Below are 22440 nucleotides of genomic sequence, written 5' to 3'. Positions count from 1 at the left end.
GGAAATGCTGAAGTAATGATAGATTACTCAACAGGAATTCCTATGACAGCTCACACAACAAACTTAGTACCATTCTTCTGGGTTGCAAATAACTCAGTTGGTAAAAAGGTTGCTGATGGTAAACTTGCTGATATAGCACCTACAATGATTGAAGTTTTAGGTCTTGAAAAGCCAGTTGAAATGACAGGAGTGTCATTATTAAATAAATAATAGATATGAAAGAACTGAGAAATCAGTTCTTTTTTTATGCAAAGGAATAAATATAGCCTTTTGTTTAATATAAATATTAAAAGTTATAAAAGCAAAGGGTGTGAATATAATCTTAGAGGGAAGTTATAAAGACATAGTAACAAATAGACTAATTTTAAGAGTAATGGACTTTGATGATGCATTAGAAATTAGTAGGCTTTTAAATAATTATAATATTTATAAAGTAACAAGAATACTACCTTTTCCATATACTGAAGATGATGCACTAGCTTGGATAGCAGGACATAAATTTGGAATTAAAAGTGATAGGGTTTATAATCTTGCAATCGTAGATAAAAATACAAAAGAATTATATGGTACAGTAGCACTTTCTAATAATAAGGAAGATAATAATGGTGAACTTGGATATTGGATTGGGGAAGAGTTTTGGGGAAAGGGATATTGTACAGAGGCTATAAATGCTATTTTAGATTTTGCATTTTATGAAAAAGGATATAATAAAGTATTTGCACGACATTTTGAATCAAATATAGCATCAGGTAAAGTTATGCAAAAGGTTTTTATGAAAAAAGAAGGTTTTTTTAGAAATCACATACTTAAAGATGGAGAATTTAAAAACATAGTTTACTATAGTATTTTGAAAGAAGAGTTTGTTAAAAAGGAAAATATGTAATATTATATTTATGAGGTGATTTAGTATGGATAAAATTTTAGTATCAAAGCTAATAGGGAAAAGAAATGCGATTATATTAGAAGACCAAATTTATAATTTGAGAGACATACTTGATTGCTTTAGCACTAGCATAATAAGTAAGGTTAAAATTAGAGAAAATGAGATATTTCTCTCAAAAAATAGGCTTAGTAAGATAAATGATATTATTCTACCTATGATAGATGAACTTGAAAAGGTTGAAGGGTATACAAATAGCAAGAAGTACTTAGATAAATATTTAAGGGATTTAAGTTTTAATACGCTAAATCTTGTAGGTGCTATTGGGAGTAAAGGGGAAAGTGAATTTATTCTTTATACAAATGTTTTGAGGGATTTAGCCTTAAAATATTAGCATAGAATTAATTTGAAACTTGAATAGATAATAAACTTTAGAGTTTGACATAAGAAAGGATGATTATGATGAAAATTAGAATAAAATATTTTGAAGGTGCTACAAAATTACAAAAGATAAGTAAAGGAAATTGGATAGATGTATATTCAAACAAAGATGTATTTGTTGAGTTAAATAATAGAGCTATGGTACCACTTGGATTTGCTTTAGAACTTCCTTGTGGATGGGAAGGTCATGTTGCACCTAGAAGTTCTACATTTAAGACTTGGGGTGTTATGATGACTAATAGTCTTGGGATTATTGATGATACATATATAGGTGATAATGATCAGTGGCATATGCCTGTTTTCTGTCTTTTAACTAAAGATACACAGCTGATTGATGGAGTAGAAAAACAAGGTTCTTGGATAAAAAAAGGTGATAAAATAGCACAGTTTAGAATAATGGAAGTTATGCCAGAACTTGAATTTGAAGAAGTTGAAAGCTTTGGAAATGCAGATAGAGGCGGATTTGGTACAACAGGAACAAAATAATATGAGTTCAGTTAATGAATTTTTTGCAAGGATACTTAAATTTTTTTAGGTATTCTTGCTTTTTTATGGAACGTTTTGTATATTTGAATCGTCTTTATTTATGAAGTACTTCGGGGGGAGAGTTTAATATGAACGATGAATTAGTGTTTAAGAGGGCTCAAAAGAGGGATGCAGATAGCTTTTATAAGTTAATTGAGCCAATTAAGGGAGAGTTATATACAATTGCATATGCTTATTTTAAGAATGAGAATGACGCTATGGATGCTCTTTCAGATTCGATTGTTAAGGCAATAAAAAAGATTGATAAATGTACAAGTATAGATAAGTTTAATGCTTGGATGAGCAAGATAGTTGTTAATACTTGTAGAGATAATTATAAGAAGATGAAAAGAACTACTGCTATTGATATAAGTGGATTTGAGAACGAATTAAGATATCAAGATAAAGAATATGAAATTGATTTATATGATGCATTAGATAGTTTATGTGATAGGGATAAGGATTTGATTGTGAAAAGGTATTTAAAGGATATGAGTATTAAAGAGATATCAGAAAGTAATAATGTACCAACAGGAACAGTTAAAAGTGGAATTAATAGAACACTTAAAAAACTTAAATTAATATTAGAGGGGTGTTAATTATGAGAAAGGATAGTAATGGGAAAATTAAATTACCAGAGAATTTTGATGATAGGATAAAGAAGACTATAAATGATGCATGTAAGAAAACTTTGATTAGTAAAAGAAGAAAGAAGAATGGACTTATAGCAGCAAGTCTTGGATTTGTTATATCAGGTGGGTTTTTAGTGGCTAATCCACAGTATGTTGAGGCAGCTATAAATTCTATTAAAGAGGTTTTTGCTAAAAGAAATTATAGCATAGTTTTAGATAATGGAGATTTATCAGAAAAGGGAGTATATGAAGCTACTTATTTAGGCATTAAATTTAAGTATGAGATTGATACAAGTGTGTCAGGGATAATTAGAATAGAGGAAACTGTTGATAGAAGCGGTGCAAAGGCAGAAGAGTGGAAGATTAAAGAGGGAAATTATAATATAGATACAATTGGAACTGGAGGTTCTGAGTTATTTACTCATGAAGAAGAAAGGGGTATTATAGAGAAAATATATAGTGGTAAAGATGTAAGCAAAGATTTAGAAGCTATGCAAAAGAGAATAGATGAGGAAACAAAGAAAAATGAACAGCCAGGCGAAGCGTTTTTCATAGAAGGACTTAAAGATGTAAAGGCGTGTTATGATTGGGGTATGTCAGATGAAGATTTTCCGTATGATGAAGGTGTAGGGTATTATAGTGATATTACTATAAATGGAGAACAGACATATGGAAATTCAGATTATTCACAAGAGGGCAAAGTTATAACAGAAGTTATAATTCCAGAAAATCTTATTGGTAAGAAAAATCTAAATCTTGAAATAAAGCTTAAAGATATTATACTTGTGGAAAATTTAGCTGTTAGTATAAAAGAAGAAATACCAGTAAATATTAAATTAAAAGCTACGACTAAAGAAAGTGCAATTAAATATATACCAGTTGATTATACTTATAAAGTTGATGGTATGAGAGAAACAACAGTACAAGAGGTTATAATATATCCTGATGGAAAAAGAGTTGAAGTTTTATATCTTCATGGTGATATGGAGGATAATATATATAGTATTAGGTCTTTTGATGTAGTAAATGAAGATGGGACAGAAATAAAAGAAACAGGTGAAAATGGGCATGATGCTGTTGAAGGTGTAGACAGTGAAAAAATTGATTGGTCAAAACTTCCTTGGAGAAAGAAATATGAGGGAAAAGTAACAGGTGATACTATAAAATTAATACCTAGGGTTATGTACAAAGATAATAATGGTGAGCTAGAGGATTTAGATGAGGTGATAGAAAAAGCACAACCTATAACTTTAAAAGTAAAATAATATAAAGCAGAAAAGCAGATTCATTTTATATAAAATGAGTCTGCTTTTTAATAAAAAATTTTAAAATAAGAAAGTGATTCATGTCGTATAAATAGTATTAGCATAAATTACAATAATATTTATAAAGTTTAATATTATTTTTTTGTAGCTTTTCTAGGATTCTTTTTTGCATGTGGTTTTTGATTTTTTCTGTATTGCTTTGCATGATATTTGTGAATATTTGCAACTGCAATAAGAGATGTTGTAACATTTATTACAATAGCTACAGCTAGTGGGAATATTGTAACTGTGAACCAAGTTTCTTGAAGTATTGAATTTGCAAAACCAACTCCAAGAATTACTACAAAGTTTATTATAAATGCCCAAACTTGTAGCATTGCTGGTGATAGGAAATGAAGTTTTCTGTAAAAGAAATCTGTTAGCTTATGTCTTATTTTAAGTCTTGCTGATATGTAGAATAGAATTAGTACGATTATTCCTGCAATTATTAATGGCAGTCTGCTGATTATCCATGATAACATATTTTACACCCTCTTTTGTTTGATTATATAAGGCGGTATATTATTTGAAATAAATATAAGCTTATATTTTGTAAGTAGTTTATATTATAACAATATAAAGTGAAGTTTTATTTAACATTATATTGCTTTATACTATATATAATAATATAATTTAAAGAAAAAATAAAATTTCAAAAATATGGAAAAGGGGAAAGGTGGAATTAAAGGCTCTGCTAAGGTGTGAATATGTTTGAAGGAAGTAAGGTTTTACTAAGATGTTATAAGGAATCTGACATAGAGAAAGCTCATAAATTTATGAATGATTATGAGGTGAAAAAGTATTTAGAAAAGGGTGCTGTTTTTCCACTAAGTTTTGGTGAAGAAGAGGAGTTTATAAAAAGTAATAAGAGTAATAATAATTTAACTTATAATTTTGCAATTGAAGATATTGATACAGGTGATTACATTGGTGGTTGTGGAATTAATAGTACAGATTTAAAAAACAGATATTGTGAGATAGGAATATTTATAGGAGATAAGAATGTCTGGGGTAAGGGATATGGGACAGATGCACTTGAAGTTCTTATAAACTTTATATTTAATGAATTAAACCTTGAAAAAATAAAGCTATCAACATATTCATTTAATGATAGAGCTATTAAGTGTTATACAAAACTTGGTTTTGAAGTTGAAGGTACTCTTAAAAAAGAAATTTTCAGAGATGGAAAGTATCATGATACTATTTTAATGGCGATGTTTAGGGAAAAATATTGTTAGAAAAAATAATATTTTGAAAGTTTAATAATTAATAAGCAGTATGAATATAATGTATTATAAAGCAATTTAAAAAGAAGGTTAGCTTGGTGGAGAGTAAAATTAAAGTAATTACTACTGTAACATGTATTTCAGGTATTATTGCAACAGGACTTATTGTATTTTATTTTTTAGGGCTTGATATGGGAATTGAACTTGGAATTTTATTCATTGCTATAACAGAGATGCTCATAGGAATAGGACAGTATGAAATTTCAAAAGATTCTACAAATAAGCCAGATAAAATAATGGCAAATTTAAGTTTTTTTGCTGGAGTTATAGTTATTTTACTGCTTATATTTATGAGAGTTAAATAAATTTATAAAAAACTTTAAAAAAATAGTGACAAATTGATAAGTTAAATATATAATATACATTAAATGGAAATAAAATAAACCGTTGAAAAAGAGTGAGTAGTATTTCTTAGAATCAATAAAGAGAGCAAGGGGTGGTGGAATCTTTGCAAGAAGGAGAAATATGAATGGACTTTTGAGGTATAAGTGGAAATCTTTTAAAGAGAGTATGACTTGTGGTGTACTGCACCTTATAGCAGTTAGAATATGTTAGTATTCGAAAAGAGCGGTATGTAAAATATTTTTAGTAGTATTATATGCAAATTAGGTGGCAACACGAGTAACTTCGTCCTTTTATTAGGAGGGAGTTTTTTTGTTTTTAAAAAATAATTATAGGAGGTGATTTTAGTGAGATGAACGGTAGAAGATGAATCAGAGTGGCAAAAAAATAATAAAAAATTTATTGGAGGTATTATAAATTATGAGAAATCAAAATACAAAAAAATTAGTTATGAATGCTTTATTACTTGGAGTTGGGGCAATGCTTCATCAGATTACACCTGCACTAGGATTACCAATGCAGCCAGATTTTGCTCTTGCAATGCTATTTATAGTTATTATAATAAACAATGGAGATTATAAAACTACGTTAATATCAGGAATTGTTACAGGAATATTTACAGCACTTACAACAAAGTTCCCAGGTGGACAAATTCCTAACTTTATAGATAAGATGGTTACAGTTCATATTGTATTTTTACTAGTTTTAGTTTTAGGTAAAGTCCTTAAAGATATGGATGAAAAGAAAAAAAGATTTATACAAATGGTTATTATTTTACCAGTAGGAACACTTATTAGTGGATCAGTTTTCCTTGGTAGTGCTCTTATGATAGTTGGACTTCCAGCTCCATTTATGGCTTTATTTATGACAGTAGTATTACCAGCAATAGCTATTAATTTAGTAGTTGGAGTAGTTTTATTTAAAGTTATAGAAAAATCTATGAGAGTAGTAGCTACAACTTAAATAGCCCTAAATTAAATATTTAAATAAAAAAGCAAGGTTTTCTAAAATAGAGAACCTTGCTTAATTTATGTGTAGCAACAATTTATAATGTATCGAATTTTAAAATTTCTTTGATTAAAAGGCGTGATATAAAAAGAATTTCAATAGAAATTAAATTAAATAAATATTTTTTAAGTTAAGTGGGAAAGCTAAAATAGGTAATTATTCAAAAAGAATCGTAAATTTTAATATAAAACTTTATAAATGCTATTGATAATCATTTTCGTTTGGTATATAATAAACACATAGATGAAAAATGATATCAATTAGAAATAAGCTGCATAGGTAGTTACAATATAAAGTTTAATGAAAACAAAGAGAAGGGGAGAAAAAAATTATGAAACAATATTTAGAAATAGTAGACATTAAAGCAAGACAAGTATTAGACTCAAGAAGTTTTCCAACAGTAGAAGTTGAAATATACTTAGAAGATGGAACTTTAGAAAGAGCTATAGTACCATCAGGAGCTTCAACAGGAATATTTGAAGCAGTAGAGCTTAGAGATGGAGATAAGAATAGATATATGGGTAAGGGTGTTTCAAAGGCAATAGAATTTGTTAATACAGAAATAGCAGAAGCTCTTATTGGAGAAAATGTTTATAATCAAACAGAAATTGATAAAATACTTATTGGAATAGATGGAACTCCTAACAAGGGAAGAATTGGAGCAAATGCAATTCTTGGAGTATCACTTGCAGTAGCAAGAGCTGCGGCAACTTCACTAGCATTACCACTATATCAATATATCGGAGGAGTTAATGCTAAGGTATTACCAGTTCCAATGATGAATATTATAAATGGTGGAAGTCATGCTGATAACTCAGTTGATTTACAAGAGTTTATGATTATGCCCGCTGGAATGACAGATTTTATGGAAGCTTTAAGAGCTTGTAGTGAAATTTATCACTCATTAAAATCAATATTAAATGCTAAAGGATATTCAACAGGAGTCGGCGATGAAGGTGGATTTGCTCCAAACCTTAAATCAAATGAAGAAGCTATTGAAATAATCTTAGAAGCTATAGAGAAAGCTGGATATAAAGCAGGAGAAGAAATATTTATAGCTCTTGACCCAGCATCATCAGAATTCTTCAATGATGAAACAGGAATGTATGAACTTAAGAATGAAGGGAAATCATTAACACCAACACAAATGGTTGATTTCTATGAAGATTGGGTTAATAAATTCCCTATTATATCAATAGAAGATGGTATGGCAGAAGAAGATTGGGATGGTTGGAAAATCATGACTGATAGACTAAAGGATAGAATTCAAATTGTTGGTGATGATTTATTTGTTACAAATACAGAAAGACTTGCAAGAGGAATTAAAGAAGGAGTTACAAACTCAATTCTTATAAAACTTAACCAAATTGGTACACTTACAGAAACTTTAAATGCTATAGAAATGGCTAACAGAGCTGGAATGACAGCAGTTATTTCTCACAGATCAGGAGAAACTGAAGATACTACAATCGCAGATTTAGTTGTTGCAGTAAATGCTGGGCAAATTAAAACTGGTGCTCCAGCAAGAAGTGAAAGAGTTGCTAAGTATAATCAATTAATTAGAATTAATGAAGAACTTGGTGATGTAGCAGAATACAGAGGAATGGATACATTCTTTAATATAAGAAAATAGTAAAATATTTAAGGCACTTTCAGTAGTTGAAAGTGCCTTTTTTGAGCTTTAATTTAATATATATTTTTTTATAAGCAAATTATTTTGTAGCTTCTTTAATTTTCAATGTTTTTGTTGGGGCTTTTAGAAGTAGCATTATTATTAGTGCTGCAAATGACACAAATAGCATTACCCAAAATGTAGGTTTAAAGCCACCCATTATTTCAGAAATAAGCCCACCAAGTATTCCTCCAACTCCAAACCCTTGATATATTATTCCGTAGTTTTTGTTATGATTTTCAGCTCCAAAGTAATCTGCAACTATTGATGGAAAAACTGTTAGGTTTCCACCAAAGGCAAAAGATATACAAGCTATTGCAACTGTGAATAGAGTAGGAGTAAGTTCTACAAATAAGATTATTGATACTGCAAAGAATATTAAGAAGAATGCAAATGCAGAAACTTTAGTTCTGTTAACTTTGTCAGATAGCCACCCAAGCACAATTCTTCCCATAGTATTAAATATTGCTATGTATGCTATTGAATTTCCAGCTTGTGCAGATGTTAAACCTACAAATAATATTCCTATATTTTTAGCTGTTCCAATTAAGAATAATCCACTAAGACATGATGCAAAGAATGATAAAAATAGTAAGTATGCCTGTGGTGAAGTAAATAAATCCTTTCTAGTATATTGCTTATATAACAGTTTTTCAGTTTTAGAAATTTCTTTGTTTTCATAAATATGAGGAGCTTCTGATATTAAAAGTCCACCTATGAAAACAAGTATAAATGCAATAATTCCCCAGTACATAAATGCATGTATAACACCATCACGATTTAAGAAATCTGAATTTATATATTTAAAGATAAGACTTCCAAGACCATAGCATCCAACTGATAATCCAGCTATAAGTCCCTTTTGTTTTGGGAACCACTTTATACAGTTAGAAAGTGTGAGGATATATGCAATACCATCTACAAACCCAACTATAAATCCAGCAGAAATGTACAACTGCCAAAGGGCATCAAATCTTGGGGCAGCTATAAGCCCTAGCCCAAGAATTATTCCACAGGCACAAACAACAACCTTGATTCCAAAGATATCTTGAAGTTTCCCTGCAAATAAAGTTCCTATTGCAAGTGAAAAGCTTGTTATTGAAAAGCTTAAAACAACTTGTTCTAGTGTGAAACCATGAAGAGTTGCAAGTGGCTTGTTAAATAAGCTCCAAGTATAAAGAGTTCCAAGTCCAATTTGTGCAATCATTGTTCCAAGTAAGACTATTAATTTTTTATTAGAATTCATAATATGCCTCCTATAAAATTAGTTTATAAGAGATAGTATTTGTAAAAAATGAGGAATTATTTAAATTTAGAGTAATAAATTATAGCTAAAAATGTAAATAAGAAGATTTTAAAAAGAAAGGGTGAGGATTAGGGTTTACAAAAGATAGGCAAAAGCTTATTTTAAGAAGTAAAAAGTTAAAGACTGTCATACAAATAATATACATACTATCGAAAGTGTCATAGGAAACATAATAATTATCTAGTAAGAGTCAGATTTAAAGGGAGAAAAGTATTATTTAGCAATATATAAAGTAGAGATTTAAAGGTTTTCATATTTGGCATGTTAGTTGCTTTAAATATTTTTAAGAAATTTATTTAAGGGGTGGATAGTATGTTAAAAAAACATAGAAATTATATGTCAAAAACTTTAAGTATTTTAGTGTGTGTTGGTGTTATAACATCAAATATATCTAGTTTTGCAATAGCAGATATTAAGAGTGAAAATAAGAATGTTGAGATAGAGATGATAAATGAAGATAATTTTAATGGTGGATATGAAGTTACAGAAATTGCATCAGCAGCTTTTGCAGATTTTTGGACAAATAAAATTAAACCAAAGTTTTGGGATTTAAGAGTTTATAAGGAATTTACAAAGCCAGTTGGAACAGTAGTAATAGATGATGTTTTTGAGGGAACAAATGCTGTTAAAATAGATTTAAATAAATCAGTTGGATTCTTCCAAACAGGAAATAATGTACCTATAAGTGGAGGTCGAGATTATGAGATTAGTACATCAATTAAAACTGAAAAATTAGAAGTTGATAGTACCAATTCTGCACATAAGCCTGTGGCTCTTAGAGTTGAACAGTTTGGAGCAGATGGAAAGCTTGTTTCAGGTGGAAGAAGTGATTTAGTTAAACTTGAGGGAACAAATGATTGGAAAGAATATAAATATTCAATAAAAACTCAGGAAAATGCAGTATCAATGAAGATAGTTTTTGTTTTTGATACAGGACTTTCAACAGGGGCTACTGGTTCAATATTTATAGATAATACAAGTATTACTGCAAATGAGGTTAAGCCAGAGAGTATAGAAATATTATCGGAAGATTTAACTGTTGGTGTTTCTGCAAGTTTTAAGCTTGATGTAAAAATTATGCTAGAAGATAGTGATGCTAAGGAAATTATTTGGAGTAGTAGTGATGAATCAGTAGTTTCAGTAGAAAATGGAGTTTTTAAGGCAAATAAAATAGGTGATGCTACAGTTACAGCAACTCTTAAGGGATATGAGAATTTAACTTCAAGTATTAATATAAAAGTTTCAGATAAGATTTTAATTGAAAATGTAGAGTTTGAAGATTTTAATTTAGAGAATGGAAGAAAAGTTTTAAGTGATGGAAATGTTACTCCAAGATATGCTAATGAAAAGTATACTTTAAAAAGTAATAATCCACTAATTGCTGATGTTGTAGATGGAGTTTTACATACAAAAGGGATTGGAAGTACAGAAGTTTTAGCTATAAGTGATAGTGGTAAAACTGTTGGAAGTTTTGTTGTTAATGTAGAAGAAAATGTTATAGATAAGTATGATATTCTAGCTAATAAATTATATGATTCACTTATACCAAATAAAATGATGGTAGCAAGTGATGTTGATACTATAAATTATTTAGAAAGTGTATCAGAGAATGGGCAAATTGCTTGGGATGCTATGAATAAAAATGAGGATAGAGAAAGTTTATGGAGTGAGTTTGATTCTTCAACATCTAGTTCAAGTTATGTAACAAAATCATTTGAGAAAATACTTATGATGGCAAAAGCATATGAAACAAAGGGTACAACACTTTATCAAAATGCAGGACTTCTTAAAGATATAGTTTCAGCACTAGATTTTATGAATGAAAAAGTTTATAGAGAAGGGATTTACTTTGCAAATTGGTGGGACTGGCAGATAGGAGCACCACAAAAGCTTAATGATATTCTTATAATAATGAGAAATAACTTAACTGATGAACAGATTAAAAAGCAAACTGATGCAAGTTCATGGTATGTGGAAAATGCAAGGGATCAATGGAGAGGAAATACAACAGTTCCAGAGGTTATAAGAGAAACTATAGGTGCGAATAGGACTGACATGGTTAAGGTTGTTGCTGTTAGGTCTATGATAACTAAAGAGGGAGATAAGCTTTTAGAAGCAAGTAAGGATATTCTACAAGAACTAGAATATGTTACAAAAAGTGATGGATTCTATACTGATGGTTCAATAGTTCAACATGAGAGTATTGCATATACAGGAACTTATGGAGCAATTTTATTATCTGGAATTGGTGAAACTGTTTATATGCTTGATGATAGTGAATGGGCAATAGATATGACAAAGCTTGATAATATGTATAATGTTGTAACAGATTCATTTGAACCACTTATGTACAATGGACTTATGATGGATATGGTTAGTGGAAGATCAATTTCAAGATTTAGGTCATCAGATGCAGGACATGGAACAGGTGTTATAAAGAGTATGGTTAAGTATTATAGTAGATTTGCACCAGAACCTTATAAATCAGATTTCTTAAGTATGATAAAAGGTTGGCTTGTAAATAATGATGAATATGATTTTATAGCTAATACAGCAGATTATGAGTTTAAGATGCTTGCTAAAAGTATAGTTAATGATAAGTCTATAAAAGTAAAAGAAGAACTTGAGGGGATATTTAACTTTGCTAATATGGATAGAGTTGTCTATAGAGATGATGATTTTGGATTTGGACTTAGTATGTACTCGGATAGAATTTCAAACTATGAATCTATAAATGGAGAGCACTTAAAGGGATTCCATACAGCGGATGGAATGACTTATTTATATAATGGAGATTTAGGACAGTATTCAGGAAATTATTGGGCAACAGTTGATCCATATAGACTTTCAGGAACTACTGTAGATAGTATGAAACTTAAAGATTCAGCAGCTCATAAAAAGAAATCTCTAGCTAGTTTTGTAGGTGGAAGTAGTGTAGATAATGAGTATGGAGCATTTGCAATGCAACTTGATAAGTCTAATGATGGAATAGGACAAGATTTAAAAGCTAAAAAATCATACTTTATGATAGATGAGCAAATAGTATGTCTTGGAACAGATATAAGTAGTACAACAGGTACAAATATAGAAACAATAGTTGAAAATAGAAAAATTTCAGAGAGTGGAAGAGAAAAAATAACTGTTGATAATAAAAATTCAGTTAAAAAAATTGGTGATAGCTTAAATGAAGAGGTATCATGGGTTCACTTTGATGGAGAAGGTGAAGATAATAATATAGGATATTACTTCCCAAATAAAGCAACTATAAATTTAAAGAGAGAGAATAGAGAAGGAACTTGGAAGTCTGTAAACAATGGTGGTACAACAGATATTGTAGATAATAACTTTATGACTATGTGGTTTGACCATGGAGTAGCACCAAAAAATGCTAGTTATGAATATATAATAGTTCCAAATGCTGATAAGAAAGATATGAAACATTTTGCTAAAGAAAGTGAGATAGAAATACTTGCAAATAACTCAAAAGTTCAAGCAGTAAAAGATTCAGATGAAGATGTACTTGCAATGAATATTTGGGAAGATGGAGAGCATAAAATTGATTTTGTTACAGCTTATAATAAATCATCAATTACAATTGCAGAGGATGATGGTGAGCTTATAATAGGAGTTTCAGATCCAACAATGAAAAATACAGGGAAAATAAAAGTAGTTTTAGATAAAAAACTTAAAAAGGTAATATCAAATAATGAAAGAGTTTTAGTAACTAAAGATGGAGATAAAACAATCTTAGAAATTGATGTTAATGGAGCAAATGGACAAACAATAGAAACAAGATTAAAAGTTAAATAATTAAGTGGGAGGAGCTATGAAAATAGTTCCTTTTTCATATGTTTAATAAAGTAATATTATTGATTAAGCGTAAATTTTATATTAAAGAAAAATATATAAAAGGATTTTAAATAATTGAGATAGAAAAATAAGATGTGGAAATAAAATTTAGGGAGATATAATTATGATAAAAAGATTAGATAAGTTTAAATGGATTTTAATAGCTACATTTATGGGGATAGGTACTCTAGTTGTAGGAAGTAGTTTGTTACAAACTGATAAAGAAATTACTATAAGCAAAGAGGAATTGATAAATTCTAGTGAGTATAGAATTTTAGATAAAGAAGGGGCAAAAATTCTTTTTACAGATGTTAAGGGAGCAGATGATTTGTTCTTGCATGATATTACAACGGAAAAAGCTAATATAATTGTGAAAAGTTCACATAAGAATTATGCTCTTAACGCTGAAATTGAGGGTGAGTATATTGTGTATGGAGAAAGTCTTGAAGTAGATAATAAAACTGATATGTTGAAAGATAAAAAGAATGGTATTACAAATACAATTTATTGTGGGAAAATTTTAGAAGATGGTAGCATTGAAAGAAAAGCAATGGTAACTGGAGATGATATATCAAGTTTTTCAGAGTTTGCTATAAAAGATGAAAATTTAGTGATTATTGAAAATACTAAAGGTGGAAAATCAAGTTTTAAATATTATAATTTAAAAGATGGAACTGGTTTTGGTGATATTGGTACAGTAGATAATTTAATGCCAGATGTTTCAGATAAATATATTACATATAATAGTGAGTTTGAAACTACTCATGTTTTAGATATAGAACTTGCTACAAAAAATAAAGAACCTAAATGGGAAAGTATTTTAGAAGTTCCAAATCTTATAAGACCTAAAATTTATAAAGATTATTTATGTGGAATTATTGAGGGTGAGGGAGTTGTTTCCATAAATATTAAAACAGGTGAAAGAAATGTAGCTGTATTAGATGATGGTAATCTTGGACTTGATACAAAGTTTGAGATTATAAATGGTATCTTAATTGTAAAACCAAGAGAGATAAATGTAATAAGTGATAAAGGTTATGCAATAAATTTAGAAGAAAATAATGTTATTATGATTCCAAGAAATATAACTATAAAAGATATTTTTAGTGATTCTATTCTTATAGAAGTAGAAAAAGATGGAGAAGTTAAAAAGCAGATAGTTGATATTTAAACATTTTAAGAAATAGGATTGTAACAATAATATATTAATAATATGTTATAATAGATAACATAAAGTGAGTTGATATTGTAAAAAAATAGGGCATATGATATTATAAGTCTATTGATTAAATATAAACTTAGAAATAGATGGAGGTGCTGGTTTTGAGAACAGCTCTTATAGTTATTGATTTTATACTAGCGATAGTGATTATAGGTTCAATATTAATGCAACCAAGTAAGGCTGACGCTTTAAGTGGTTTCATTCAAGGTAAAGGTGAAACATTCTTTTCAAAGAACAAGGGGAAGACTAAAGACGCTATGCTTATCAAGACAACTATTGTCTCAGCTATATTATTTACAGTTGTTACAATTACTTTAAATATGATTTAAATCGTGTTGATGGATAGTTAGAACGTGCAACTCAGTTGTGCGTTTTTTTGTTATATTATACTAATTACTAAGAAAATAAAGTAATATAAATAAGAAATTAATAACTATGAGATAAAACTTAAATTAGATGGTGTGGAGAAGTTTTAAAGTTATAGATTACAAATATAATTAATTCTCAAAATATATTATAAAAAAATGAAATAAATACTACATTAATTGCGAGTAATTACATAAAATATAGTGATGAAAGTATTAAGTAGAACATTTCATATTATCTGTCTGTTTATATATTGGTAGTGAAAAATCATATCTATATTAAAAGGTACAAATATGATACTATATAATTAGTATTATAAGAGAGTTTTTTGTCAATAATTAAAAATAATAAGAAAATAAAATTCAGTGAAATAATAGCTTGAAAAAGAAATTAAGATAGTAATTATAGAAACATTGAAATAACGGAGGAATAACATGGGATTAAAACAAAATATTTTAAGTCTTATGCAAGAAGAAGCATATAGACCAATGGATATACAAGATCTTGTAAAGATATTTGGTATAAGCACTAAAGAATACAAGACATTTAAAAAGATAATTAGAGGAATGGTAGTTGAGGGTCTAGTTATGAGAGATTCAAAAGAGAAACTAGGACTTGCTACAAGAATGGGAATGGTAGCTGGAAAGATTCAGATTCACCAAAAAGGATACGGTTTTGTATTACCTGATGAAGAGGGTAGAAAAGATGTATTTATACCTAAAAGTAATATGGGTTCAGCAATGAATGGAGATAAAGTTCTTGCTAGAATTTTAAAAGAAGATAATGATGGTAAAAAATGTGAGGGTGAAATAGCACAAATTACAGAAAGAGCTTTAAATGTAATCATAGGAAGATATGAGGATAGTAAAAACTTTGGTTTTGTAATACCAGATGATAAAAGAATGTTAAAAGATATATTTGTATCTAAGAAAGATAGACATAAAGCTGAAAGTGGAGATATTGTTCAAGTTGAAATCACAAGATGGCCACAAGAAGGTAAAAAACCAGAAGGTAAGATAGTTGAGGTTTTAGGTAGAAAAGGAGATTCAGGACTTGACATAATATCTGTAATTAAGAGATATGCACTTCCAGAAGAATTCCCAGAAGAGGTATTAGAAGCTGCTGATGAAATAACAGAAGATATACCAGAAACTGAAATTAATAGAAGAACAGATTTTAGAGATTTAAGAATGGTTACAATAGATGGAGAGGATGCTAAGGATTTAGATGATGCTGTTTCTATTGAAAGATTAGATGGTGGATTATACAGACTTGGGGTTCATATAGCAGATGTAACACATTATGTTAGAGAAGGAAGTCCGCTTGATGAAGAGGCTTTAAAAAGAGCTACATCAGTATACCTTGTTGATAGAGTTATACCAATGCTTCCAAGAAAGTTATCAAACGGAATATGTTCACTTAACCCACAGGTTGATAGACTTACTCTTAGTTGTATGATGACTTTAAATGAAAATGGAAAAGTTATAAATCATGAAGTTCATGAGAGTGTTATAAGAACGAACGAAAGAATGACTTATACAGCAGTTACAGATATTCTTAAAGGTGATAAAGAGCTTAATGAAAAGTATGATTACCTTGTTGATGATTTTAAGGCAATGCAAGAACTTGCACTTATCTTAAATAAAAAGAGAATGGATAGAGGAGCAATTGATTTTGAGTTCCCAGAGTGTAAGATTATTCTTAATGATGCAGGAAAAGCTGTTGATATTAAACCTTATGAAAGAGGAATATCAAACAGAATGATAGAAGAGTTCATGCTTGCATGTAATGAAACTGTATCAGAACATTTCTTCTGGGCAGGAGTTCCATTTGTTTATAGAATTCACGAAGAGCCAAATCCAGAAAAACTTGATAAATTTAAAGATTTTGTTAAAAATCTTGGATATTCAATAAACTGGGGTAATGAGATAACTCCAAAGAGTATATCAGAAGTTGCTAACATGGTAAAAGGAAAAGATGAAGAGAATGTTGTAAGTACACTTTTATTAAGATGTATGATGCAAGCTAAATATTCAGAGGTTCATGATGGACACTTTGGACTTGCAGCAGAATATTATAGTCACTTCACTTCACCAATCAGAAGATATCCAGATTTACAAATTCATAGAATTATAAAAGAATCATTAAATGGAAAAATTGATGATGAAAGATCAAAAGAACTTTCAAAAGCAGTTGCATTCTCATCAAAGCAATCTTCAGAAATGGAGAGAGTTGCACAAGATGCAGAAAGAGAAGTTGATGATTTAAAGAAAGCTGAGTATATGAAGGATAAAGTTGGTATGGAGTTTGATGGTATAATTTCATCAGTAACTTCATTCGGTGTGTTTGTACAATTACCAAATACAGTAGAAGGACTTATTCATATAACAGACTTTAAAGATGATTACTATGTATTTGATGATGTTAGACTTTCACTTATTGGTGAGAGAAATAAGAAGTTATATACACTTGGTGATAAAATGAAAGTTTTATGTGCTAAGGTTGATGTTGATAATAGAGAAGTTTACTTTGCTATAGCTGAAGATAAGTATATGAAAGAAGCTAGAGAAAAGAAAGAAGCAGCAGAAGCTTTAGAAAACTAAGAAAATTAATTGGAATTTAAAAGGTGTAATATTGTAATATTTAAGCAAAGACTTACAGTTTTACTATCTTTATGATAAAATAATAATTATTAAACACATCTTAAAATGTTTAGGATGTGTTTAAATATATAAAAATAAATTCACGAGTAGGTGAGAGTATGGCAAGAAAAAAAAGTATAAATTCATTAGCAGAAAACAAAAAAGCAAGACATGAATATTTTATAGAGGAATCTATGGAAGCAGGTCTTGAGCTTGTTGGAACAGAAGTAAAATCAATAAGACTTGGTAGGACTACTCTTAAGGAATGTTATGCAGATATAGAAGATGGAGAAATATTTATCAAAGCTATGCATATTAGTCCATATGAACAGGGTAATATATTTAATGTAGACCCTCTAAGATATAGAAAATTACTTCTTCATAAAAGTGAAATATTAAGACTATCAATGCTAGTTCAAAGAGAAGGACTTACACTTATACCATTAAAACTTTATTTAAAGAATGGTAGAGTTAAAGTTCAACTTGGTGTTTGTAGAGGTAAAAAGAATTATGATAAGCGTAATACTATGCTTGAAAAAGATGCAAACAGAGATATGGCAAGACAACTTAAAGAAAGAAATAAATATTAAAAATAAAGGGAGTGTTTATAATCTATTTGATAGAATTATTGGCACTTTTTTTAATTTTTACACTTTTTTTGGAAGTAAAAAGCTAAAAAGAGAGAAAAAAACGTTAAAATGTTGTAAAATTAGATTTAGGTGTTAAGACAATTTAAAATTAAATAAAATTACTAATGAAAAAGACTGCGAGTAGGAGGAACATATGAACTTTAAGAACTTTAAGATAAGCAAAAAAATACAGACGATATTAAAGATAATATTTGTTTCTATTGTATTTATTTTTGTTATAAGAGAATTTAGTCATATATTAAAGGGTGTCAATCTAGAATACATAATTAGATATAAAGACAGACTTAGCTTATGGAATATTGTAATCATAGCATTATGCGGGATTATATCATTTGCACCATTATCATTTTATGATTTTATCCTTAAAAAGAAAGTTGGTATAAAGCTTAGTTATGCAAAGCTTTATAAATATTCTTGGATAGCAAGTTCAGTTTCAAGTCTTATGGGATTTGGTGGAGCTGCATCACTTGCAATTAAACAACATTTTTATGGAGATCATGTAGATGATAAAAAATTACTTTTAAAAGAGGTAAGTAAAATTATAGCTTTAAATCTTACAGGACTTGCAGCTATAAGTTTATTTTATCTTGCGTCAGATTTTAACAGTTTCCTAGGAGAAGGTTGGGTTATAATTCCAATGGTAATATTATCATTGTATTTACCAGTTCTTTTAATTTACTTAGTATATAAACTTATAAAAACAAAAGATATACGTGATTTCCTTGGAACTATTGCAATCATTGGTATGTCTATACTTGAGTGGCTTACAACAGTTGTTCTTATATATATAATTTTAAGAATTACAGGGTCACATATTAAGTTTTATGAGTATTTACCAGTTTATATAACTTCAGCAGTTATAGGTATTATAAGTATGATACCAGGTGGTGCTGGTACTTTTGATTTAGCATTTATATCTGGAGTTGAAGCTTATGGAGTTCCTGTATCACAGGCTCTAATAGTAGTTTTACTTTATAGAATAAGTTATTATATTGTTCCAGTTCTTATAGGACTATCTTTATACTTATATGATTTTAGTAAGAAGATGAATGAGCGATATAATTATTTACCAGACCAGATTATTTCATCATTTGCTTATAATTTCCTAAGGGTTATGGTTTTCTTAACAGGAATAACTATGCTTTTAACAGGAATTAATGAGAATCTGCTTAAAAAGATACATTTGTTTGGAAAACTATTTGGAAGTCATACGCTAGGTTTCTCAAACGATTTAAGCATACTTATAGGGTTTTTATCGATAATAGCAGCTTGTATGCTAAGATATAAATCAAAGACTATATATAAGGCTACATTTGTTCTTATTATAGTTGGGATATTTACGCTTTTATCAAAAGGTTTCTATCCAGGAGAGATTGTTATAAGTGTAATAGCTATATATATACTTTATAGAAGTAGAAGTTCATTCTATAGAGAAAGTTTCATTATGGGATGGAAGAATACTATAAAAGATGCCTTTATATTATTAGCATCACTTATAGGATATTATGGAGTTTTAGATATTTATCTTGTTTATACAAGAAATCATTTAGCAAAAGAATTATTTAGACAGCTTGGTGGAATAGCATTATCAATGTTTATTGTAGCAGTTGTAATATATATAATAATTTACTTTATGAATAATGAAAGTAAAATTCCAAACAAAACATTCTACGATTATGAAGAAGATATAAATGAAATAGTTAAAAATTATAGAGGAAGTTCACTTACTCATCTTGTGTATTTAAGAGATAAGTTTATTTATATGAACGATGATAAAGATGTAATGTTCCAATATCAAATTTATAGTGATAAGATATTTGTTCTTGGTAATCCTATTGGTAATCAAGAAAAAATATTTGAAGAGATTGAAAATTTCTATGAATTTGCAGATAAATATGGATATACAATTGTATTCTATCAAATAGAAGAAAATATGATTAAGTATCTTCATGCTCATGGTTATGATTTTATGAAGATTGGTGAAGAGGCTATGATTGATGTTCCGACTTTTGAAGTTGTAGGGAATAAAATGAAGAGTCTTAAGAAATCAAGAAATAAAATGGTTAGTGAGGGATATACTTTTGATATGATATATCCACCTCATTCAGAAGAAACAATTAAAACTTTAAAAGCTATATCAGATGATTGGCTAGAGGGAAGACCTGAAAAAGGTTATTCAGTTGGATTCTTTGATGAATATTACTTCTCAAAAGAAGCTATTGGTGTTGTAAGAGATGCTGATGGAGTTATAAGAGGATTTGCTAACCTTATGAATATGTATAATGATGGTGAGAGTTTCTCTGTTGATTTAATGAGATTTGAGAAAAATGCAACAAGAGGAATTATGGACTATATGTTTATAAATCTTGTAGAAGTTGGTAAAGAGCAAGGCTATAAAAAGTTTAATATGGGAATGGCTCCACTTGCAAATGTTGGAACATCTAAATATGCTTTCTTTAGCGAAAAAGTATCACTTCAAATTTATGAATATGGACAGATTTTCTATTCATTTAAAGGACTTAGAAAATTTAAAAAGAAATATACAAATAACTGGGAGCCTAGATATGTTGCTTATAGAAGAAAAACTTCTATTATATTTGCAATGACACAGGCAGCACTGCTTTCTAAACATGGTGGTGGAGATACAGAACCAGTATTAGTTAAAGTAAGTAAGGCTTACTTTGATAAATAAGATTTTAATATAGAAGGCTAAAATTTAGTATTTATATGAATTAAATTTAAATATGTTTTAAAGCAGGTAGTATTATTTTTGATACTACCTGTAAATATAATAATAAATAGTTAAAAAGTTCATAGAATATCTTTTTTATAGCCAAAATTTAAGATATAGTATAAAATTATATTAGATAATAATATAGCTGAAAGGACGGAACTACATGGAATTATTAAAACAGATAATTAAAGAAAAAGGTAGAATAGAAGAGAATATATTAAGAGTAGATTCTTTCTTAAATCATCAAATGGATGTTAGAGTTGTTGAAGAGATAGCAAAAGAATTTAAAGAGAGATTTAAGGATCAAAAGATAGATAAAATACTTACTGTTGAATCAACAGGAATTGCTATAGCTGCTTTTGTAGCAAGAGAATTTGGATATATTCCAATGGTATTTGGTAAAAAAGTAGACAGAGTACCAAGATATAAAGAAAAAGATGTTTTTACATCAGAGATTTATTCATTCACAAAGCAAACAGCTTATAATGTTGTTGTGGATAAGAGATTTATAAATAAAGGGGAAAAGATTCTTATAATAGATGATTTTCTTGCAAATGCTTGTGGAATATTTGGTCTTCTAGATGTTGTAAAACAAGCTGGAGCTGAAGTTGTTGGAGCTGGAATTGTTATAGAAAAAGGTTTCCAAGATGGAAGAAAGCACCTTGAGAATAAAGGTGTTAGAGTTGAATCTTTAGCTATAATTGATAAGATTGAAGCTGGAGAGGTTACTTTTAAATAGTAGTTTTAAAGGGATTGTGCATTGCACAATCCCTTTCTTTGAATTTCTTTCCTATTTAAATATAGCAAGGTTAAAGCCATATCTAGTAGTATATCCATCTATACTCCAAATATTAAGCTTTTGACTTCTAGCATTATCTTGTGCAGTATATAAATCATTAGTATTTATAGTTTTATTATTTTGATTTAGGTATGCAACTCTAGCAAGTCCATTTGCAACAAGTGTTTCATTTAGGCTATACCATTTATTATTGTTTTTATAATAGATTGTTCCAACACTTCTACCATATTTACCTTTTTCATCATTGAAAAGTATTTTTATAGTTTGTTCACTTTTAAGTTTACTCTCAACAAAGTCTTTAGCTTGTATTGAATATGGCTCTATGCAGTGGATTCTAGGATTAACATCCTCAGGTGTATCAATTCCATAGAACCTTATTGTTTCATTTTTACCATTAACTTTTGCAACAAGAGTATCACCATCAATATCTCTTACATATTCACAATTTGTGGCTCCTTGTATATTAGAACTTCCCTTAACTGAATACTTTGTATTAAGTGTAACCTTTGAATATTTTTTATTTGCAGCTTCAACAGCTTTTTTATTAAAATCACCATCATAACCTTTGCTAAAACCTTTAACTTCAAAAGTATCTTTATTTTTATATGTGTTATGAGATTTTTCTCTATGTTCATTATGAGATGAACGCTTATAATAATCTCTCTTAGCATCTTTTTTATTCTTAGTTATAAGGAATATAGCTAAAACTATAATTACAATTATAACGATTATTAAAATTTTCTTCATTTGTTTGCTCCTTTTTGTACAATATAAAATTATCT

At 28.9% G+C, this 22440-nt stretch carries 19 protein-coding genes and 1 pseudogene; 17 read left to right on the top strand and 3 right to left on the bottom strand.

Going from position 1 to position 22440, the window contains the following annotated elements:
• The 6 genes and pseudogenes from Q0V15_RS04615 to Q0V15_RS04590 all read left to right on the top strand — a co-directional run.
• Positions 1-210 (top strand): annotated as a pseudogene (locus Q0V15_RS04615) (2,3-bisphosphoglycerate-independent phosphoglycerate mutase); the annotation flags it as partial.
• 100 nt (positions 211-310) lie between these two features.
• Complete coding sequence (locus Q0V15_RS04610) at positions 311-883, top strand: GNAT family N-acetyltransferase (protein ID WP_297436478.1); 573 nt, start codon at positions 311-313, stop codon at positions 881-883.
• A 25-nt stretch (positions 884-908) separates the two neighbouring features.
• Complete coding sequence (locus Q0V15_RS04605; RefSeq protein WP_297436476.1) at positions 909-1274, top strand: hypothetical protein; 366 nt, start codon at positions 909-911, stop codon at positions 1272-1274.
• Positions 1275-1342: 68 nt separating this feature from the next.
• Entirely contained in the window at positions 1343-1807 is a 465-nt protein-coding gene (locus Q0V15_RS04600) for a dUTP diphosphatase (RefSeq protein WP_297436474.1), read from the top strand.
• Positions 1808-1935: 128 nt separating this feature from the next.
• Positions 1936-2445: a sigma-70 family RNA polymerase sigma factor gene (locus tag Q0V15_RS04595; protein ID WP_297436471.1), complete on the top strand. Its 510-nt coding sequence runs from the start codon at positions 1936-1938 to the stop codon at positions 2443-2445.
• Positions 2446-2447: 2 nt separating this feature from the next.
• Positions 2448-3743, top strand: a complete 1296-nt coding sequence (locus Q0V15_RS04590) for a hypothetical protein (RefSeq protein ID WP_297436469.1) — start codon at positions 2448-2450, stop codon at positions 3741-3743.
• Between the two features lie 134 nt (positions 3744-3877).
• On the opposite strand, the gene Q0V15_RS04585 is transcribed toward Q0V15_RS04590, so the two are convergent.
• Positions 3878-4264 (bottom strand): hypothetical protein, encoded by a 387-nt coding sequence (locus Q0V15_RS04585; protein ID WP_297436467.1) that lies wholly within the window; start codon positions 4262-4264, stop codon positions 3878-3880.
• A gap of 225 nt (positions 4265-4489) precedes the next feature.
• On the opposite strand from Q0V15_RS04585, the gene Q0V15_RS04580 reads away from it, so the two are divergent.
• The 4 genes from Q0V15_RS04580 (at position 4490) to eno (ending at position 8051) form a co-directional block, all read left to right on the top strand.
• Entirely contained in the window at positions 4490-5020 is a 531-nt protein-coding gene (locus Q0V15_RS04580) for a GNAT family N-acetyltransferase (RefSeq protein WP_297436465.1), read from the top strand.
• Positions 5021-5106: 86 nt separating this feature from the next.
• Complete coding sequence (locus Q0V15_RS04575; RefSeq protein ID WP_297436463.1) at positions 5107-5373, top strand: hypothetical protein; 267 nt, start codon at positions 5107-5109, stop codon at positions 5371-5373.
• A gap of 457 nt (positions 5374-5830) precedes the next feature.
• Entirely contained in the window at positions 5831-6373 is a 543-nt protein-coding gene (locus Q0V15_RS04570; protein WP_297436461.1) for a tryptophan transporter, read from the top strand.
• A gap of 376 nt (positions 6374-6749) precedes the next feature.
• Entirely contained in the window at positions 6750-8051 is a 1302-nt protein-coding gene (gene eno / locus Q0V15_RS04565; protein ID WP_297436459.1) for a phosphopyruvate hydratase, read from the top strand.
• 79 nt (positions 8052-8130) lie between these two features.
• Here the strand turns inward: eno and Q0V15_RS04560 are convergent, their stop codons facing one another.
• Positions 8131-9336, bottom strand: a complete 1206-nt coding sequence (locus Q0V15_RS04560) for an OFA family MFS transporter (RefSeq protein WP_297436457.1) — start codon at positions 9334-9336, stop codon at positions 8131-8133.
• 372 nt (positions 9337-9708) lie between these two features.
• Between Q0V15_RS04560 and Q0V15_RS04555 the strand changes: the two genes are divergently transcribed.
• The 7 genes from Q0V15_RS04555 (at position 9709) to Q0V15_RS04525 (ending at position 21598) form a co-directional block, all read left to right on the top strand.
• Positions 9709-13206, top strand: a complete 3498-nt coding sequence (locus tag Q0V15_RS04555; RefSeq protein WP_297436455.1) for a polysaccharide lyase 8 family protein — start codon at positions 9709-9711, stop codon at positions 13204-13206.
• 163 nt (positions 13207-13369) lie between these two features.
• The gene (locus Q0V15_RS04550) at positions 13370-14416 is read left to right on the top strand and encodes a hypothetical protein (RefSeq protein WP_297436453.1); all 1047 of its coding nucleotides are present in this window, start codon (positions 13370-13372) and stop codon (positions 14414-14416) included.
• 152 nt (positions 14417-14568) lie between these two features.
• Entirely contained in the window at positions 14569-14796 is a 228-nt protein-coding gene (gene secG, locus Q0V15_RS04545) for a preprotein translocase subunit SecG (RefSeq protein ID WP_297436451.1), read from the top strand.
• 471 nt (positions 14797-15267) lie between these two features.
• On the top strand, positions 15268-17436 hold the full coding sequence (gene rnr / locus Q0V15_RS04540) for a ribonuclease R (RefSeq protein WP_297436449.1): 2169 nt from the start codon (positions 15268-15270) through the stop codon (positions 17434-17436).
• A 158-nt stretch (positions 17437-17594) separates the two neighbouring features.
• Positions 17595-18065, top strand: coding sequence for an SsrA-binding protein SmpB (gene smpB, locus Q0V15_RS04535; RefSeq protein WP_297436446.1), 471 nt, complete (start codon positions 17595-17597; stop codon positions 18063-18065).
• A 193-nt stretch (positions 18066-18258) separates the two neighbouring features.
• On the top strand, positions 18259-20817 hold the full coding sequence (gene mprF, locus Q0V15_RS04530; protein ID WP_297436444.1) for a bifunctional lysylphosphatidylglycerol flippase/synthetase MprF: 2559 nt from the start codon (positions 18259-18261) through the stop codon (positions 20815-20817).
• Between the two features lie 205 nt (positions 20818-21022).
• Positions 21023-21598 carry a xanthine phosphoribosyltransferase gene (locus Q0V15_RS04525; protein WP_297436442.1) on the top strand — a complete coding sequence of 192 codons (576 nt, stop codon included), beginning with the start codon at positions 21023-21025 and terminating at the stop codon, positions 21596-21598.
• Positions 21599-21649: 51 nt separating this feature from the next.
• Here the strand turns inward: Q0V15_RS04525 and Q0V15_RS04520 are convergent, their stop codons facing one another.
• Positions 21650-22405 carry a thermonuclease family protein gene (locus Q0V15_RS04520; RefSeq protein WP_297436440.1) on the bottom strand — a complete coding sequence of 252 codons (756 nt, stop codon included), beginning with the start codon at positions 22403-22405 and terminating at the stop codon, positions 21650-21652.
• Positions 22406-22440: the final 35 nt, after the last annotated feature.

Source organism: uncultured Clostridium sp., from assembly GCF_947036855.1.
In the GTDB taxonomy this organism is placed as follows: Bacteria; Bacillota; Clostridia; order Clostridiales; family Clostridiaceae; genus Sarcina.
This window is presented reverse-complemented; position numbering and strand designations above follow the sequence as displayed.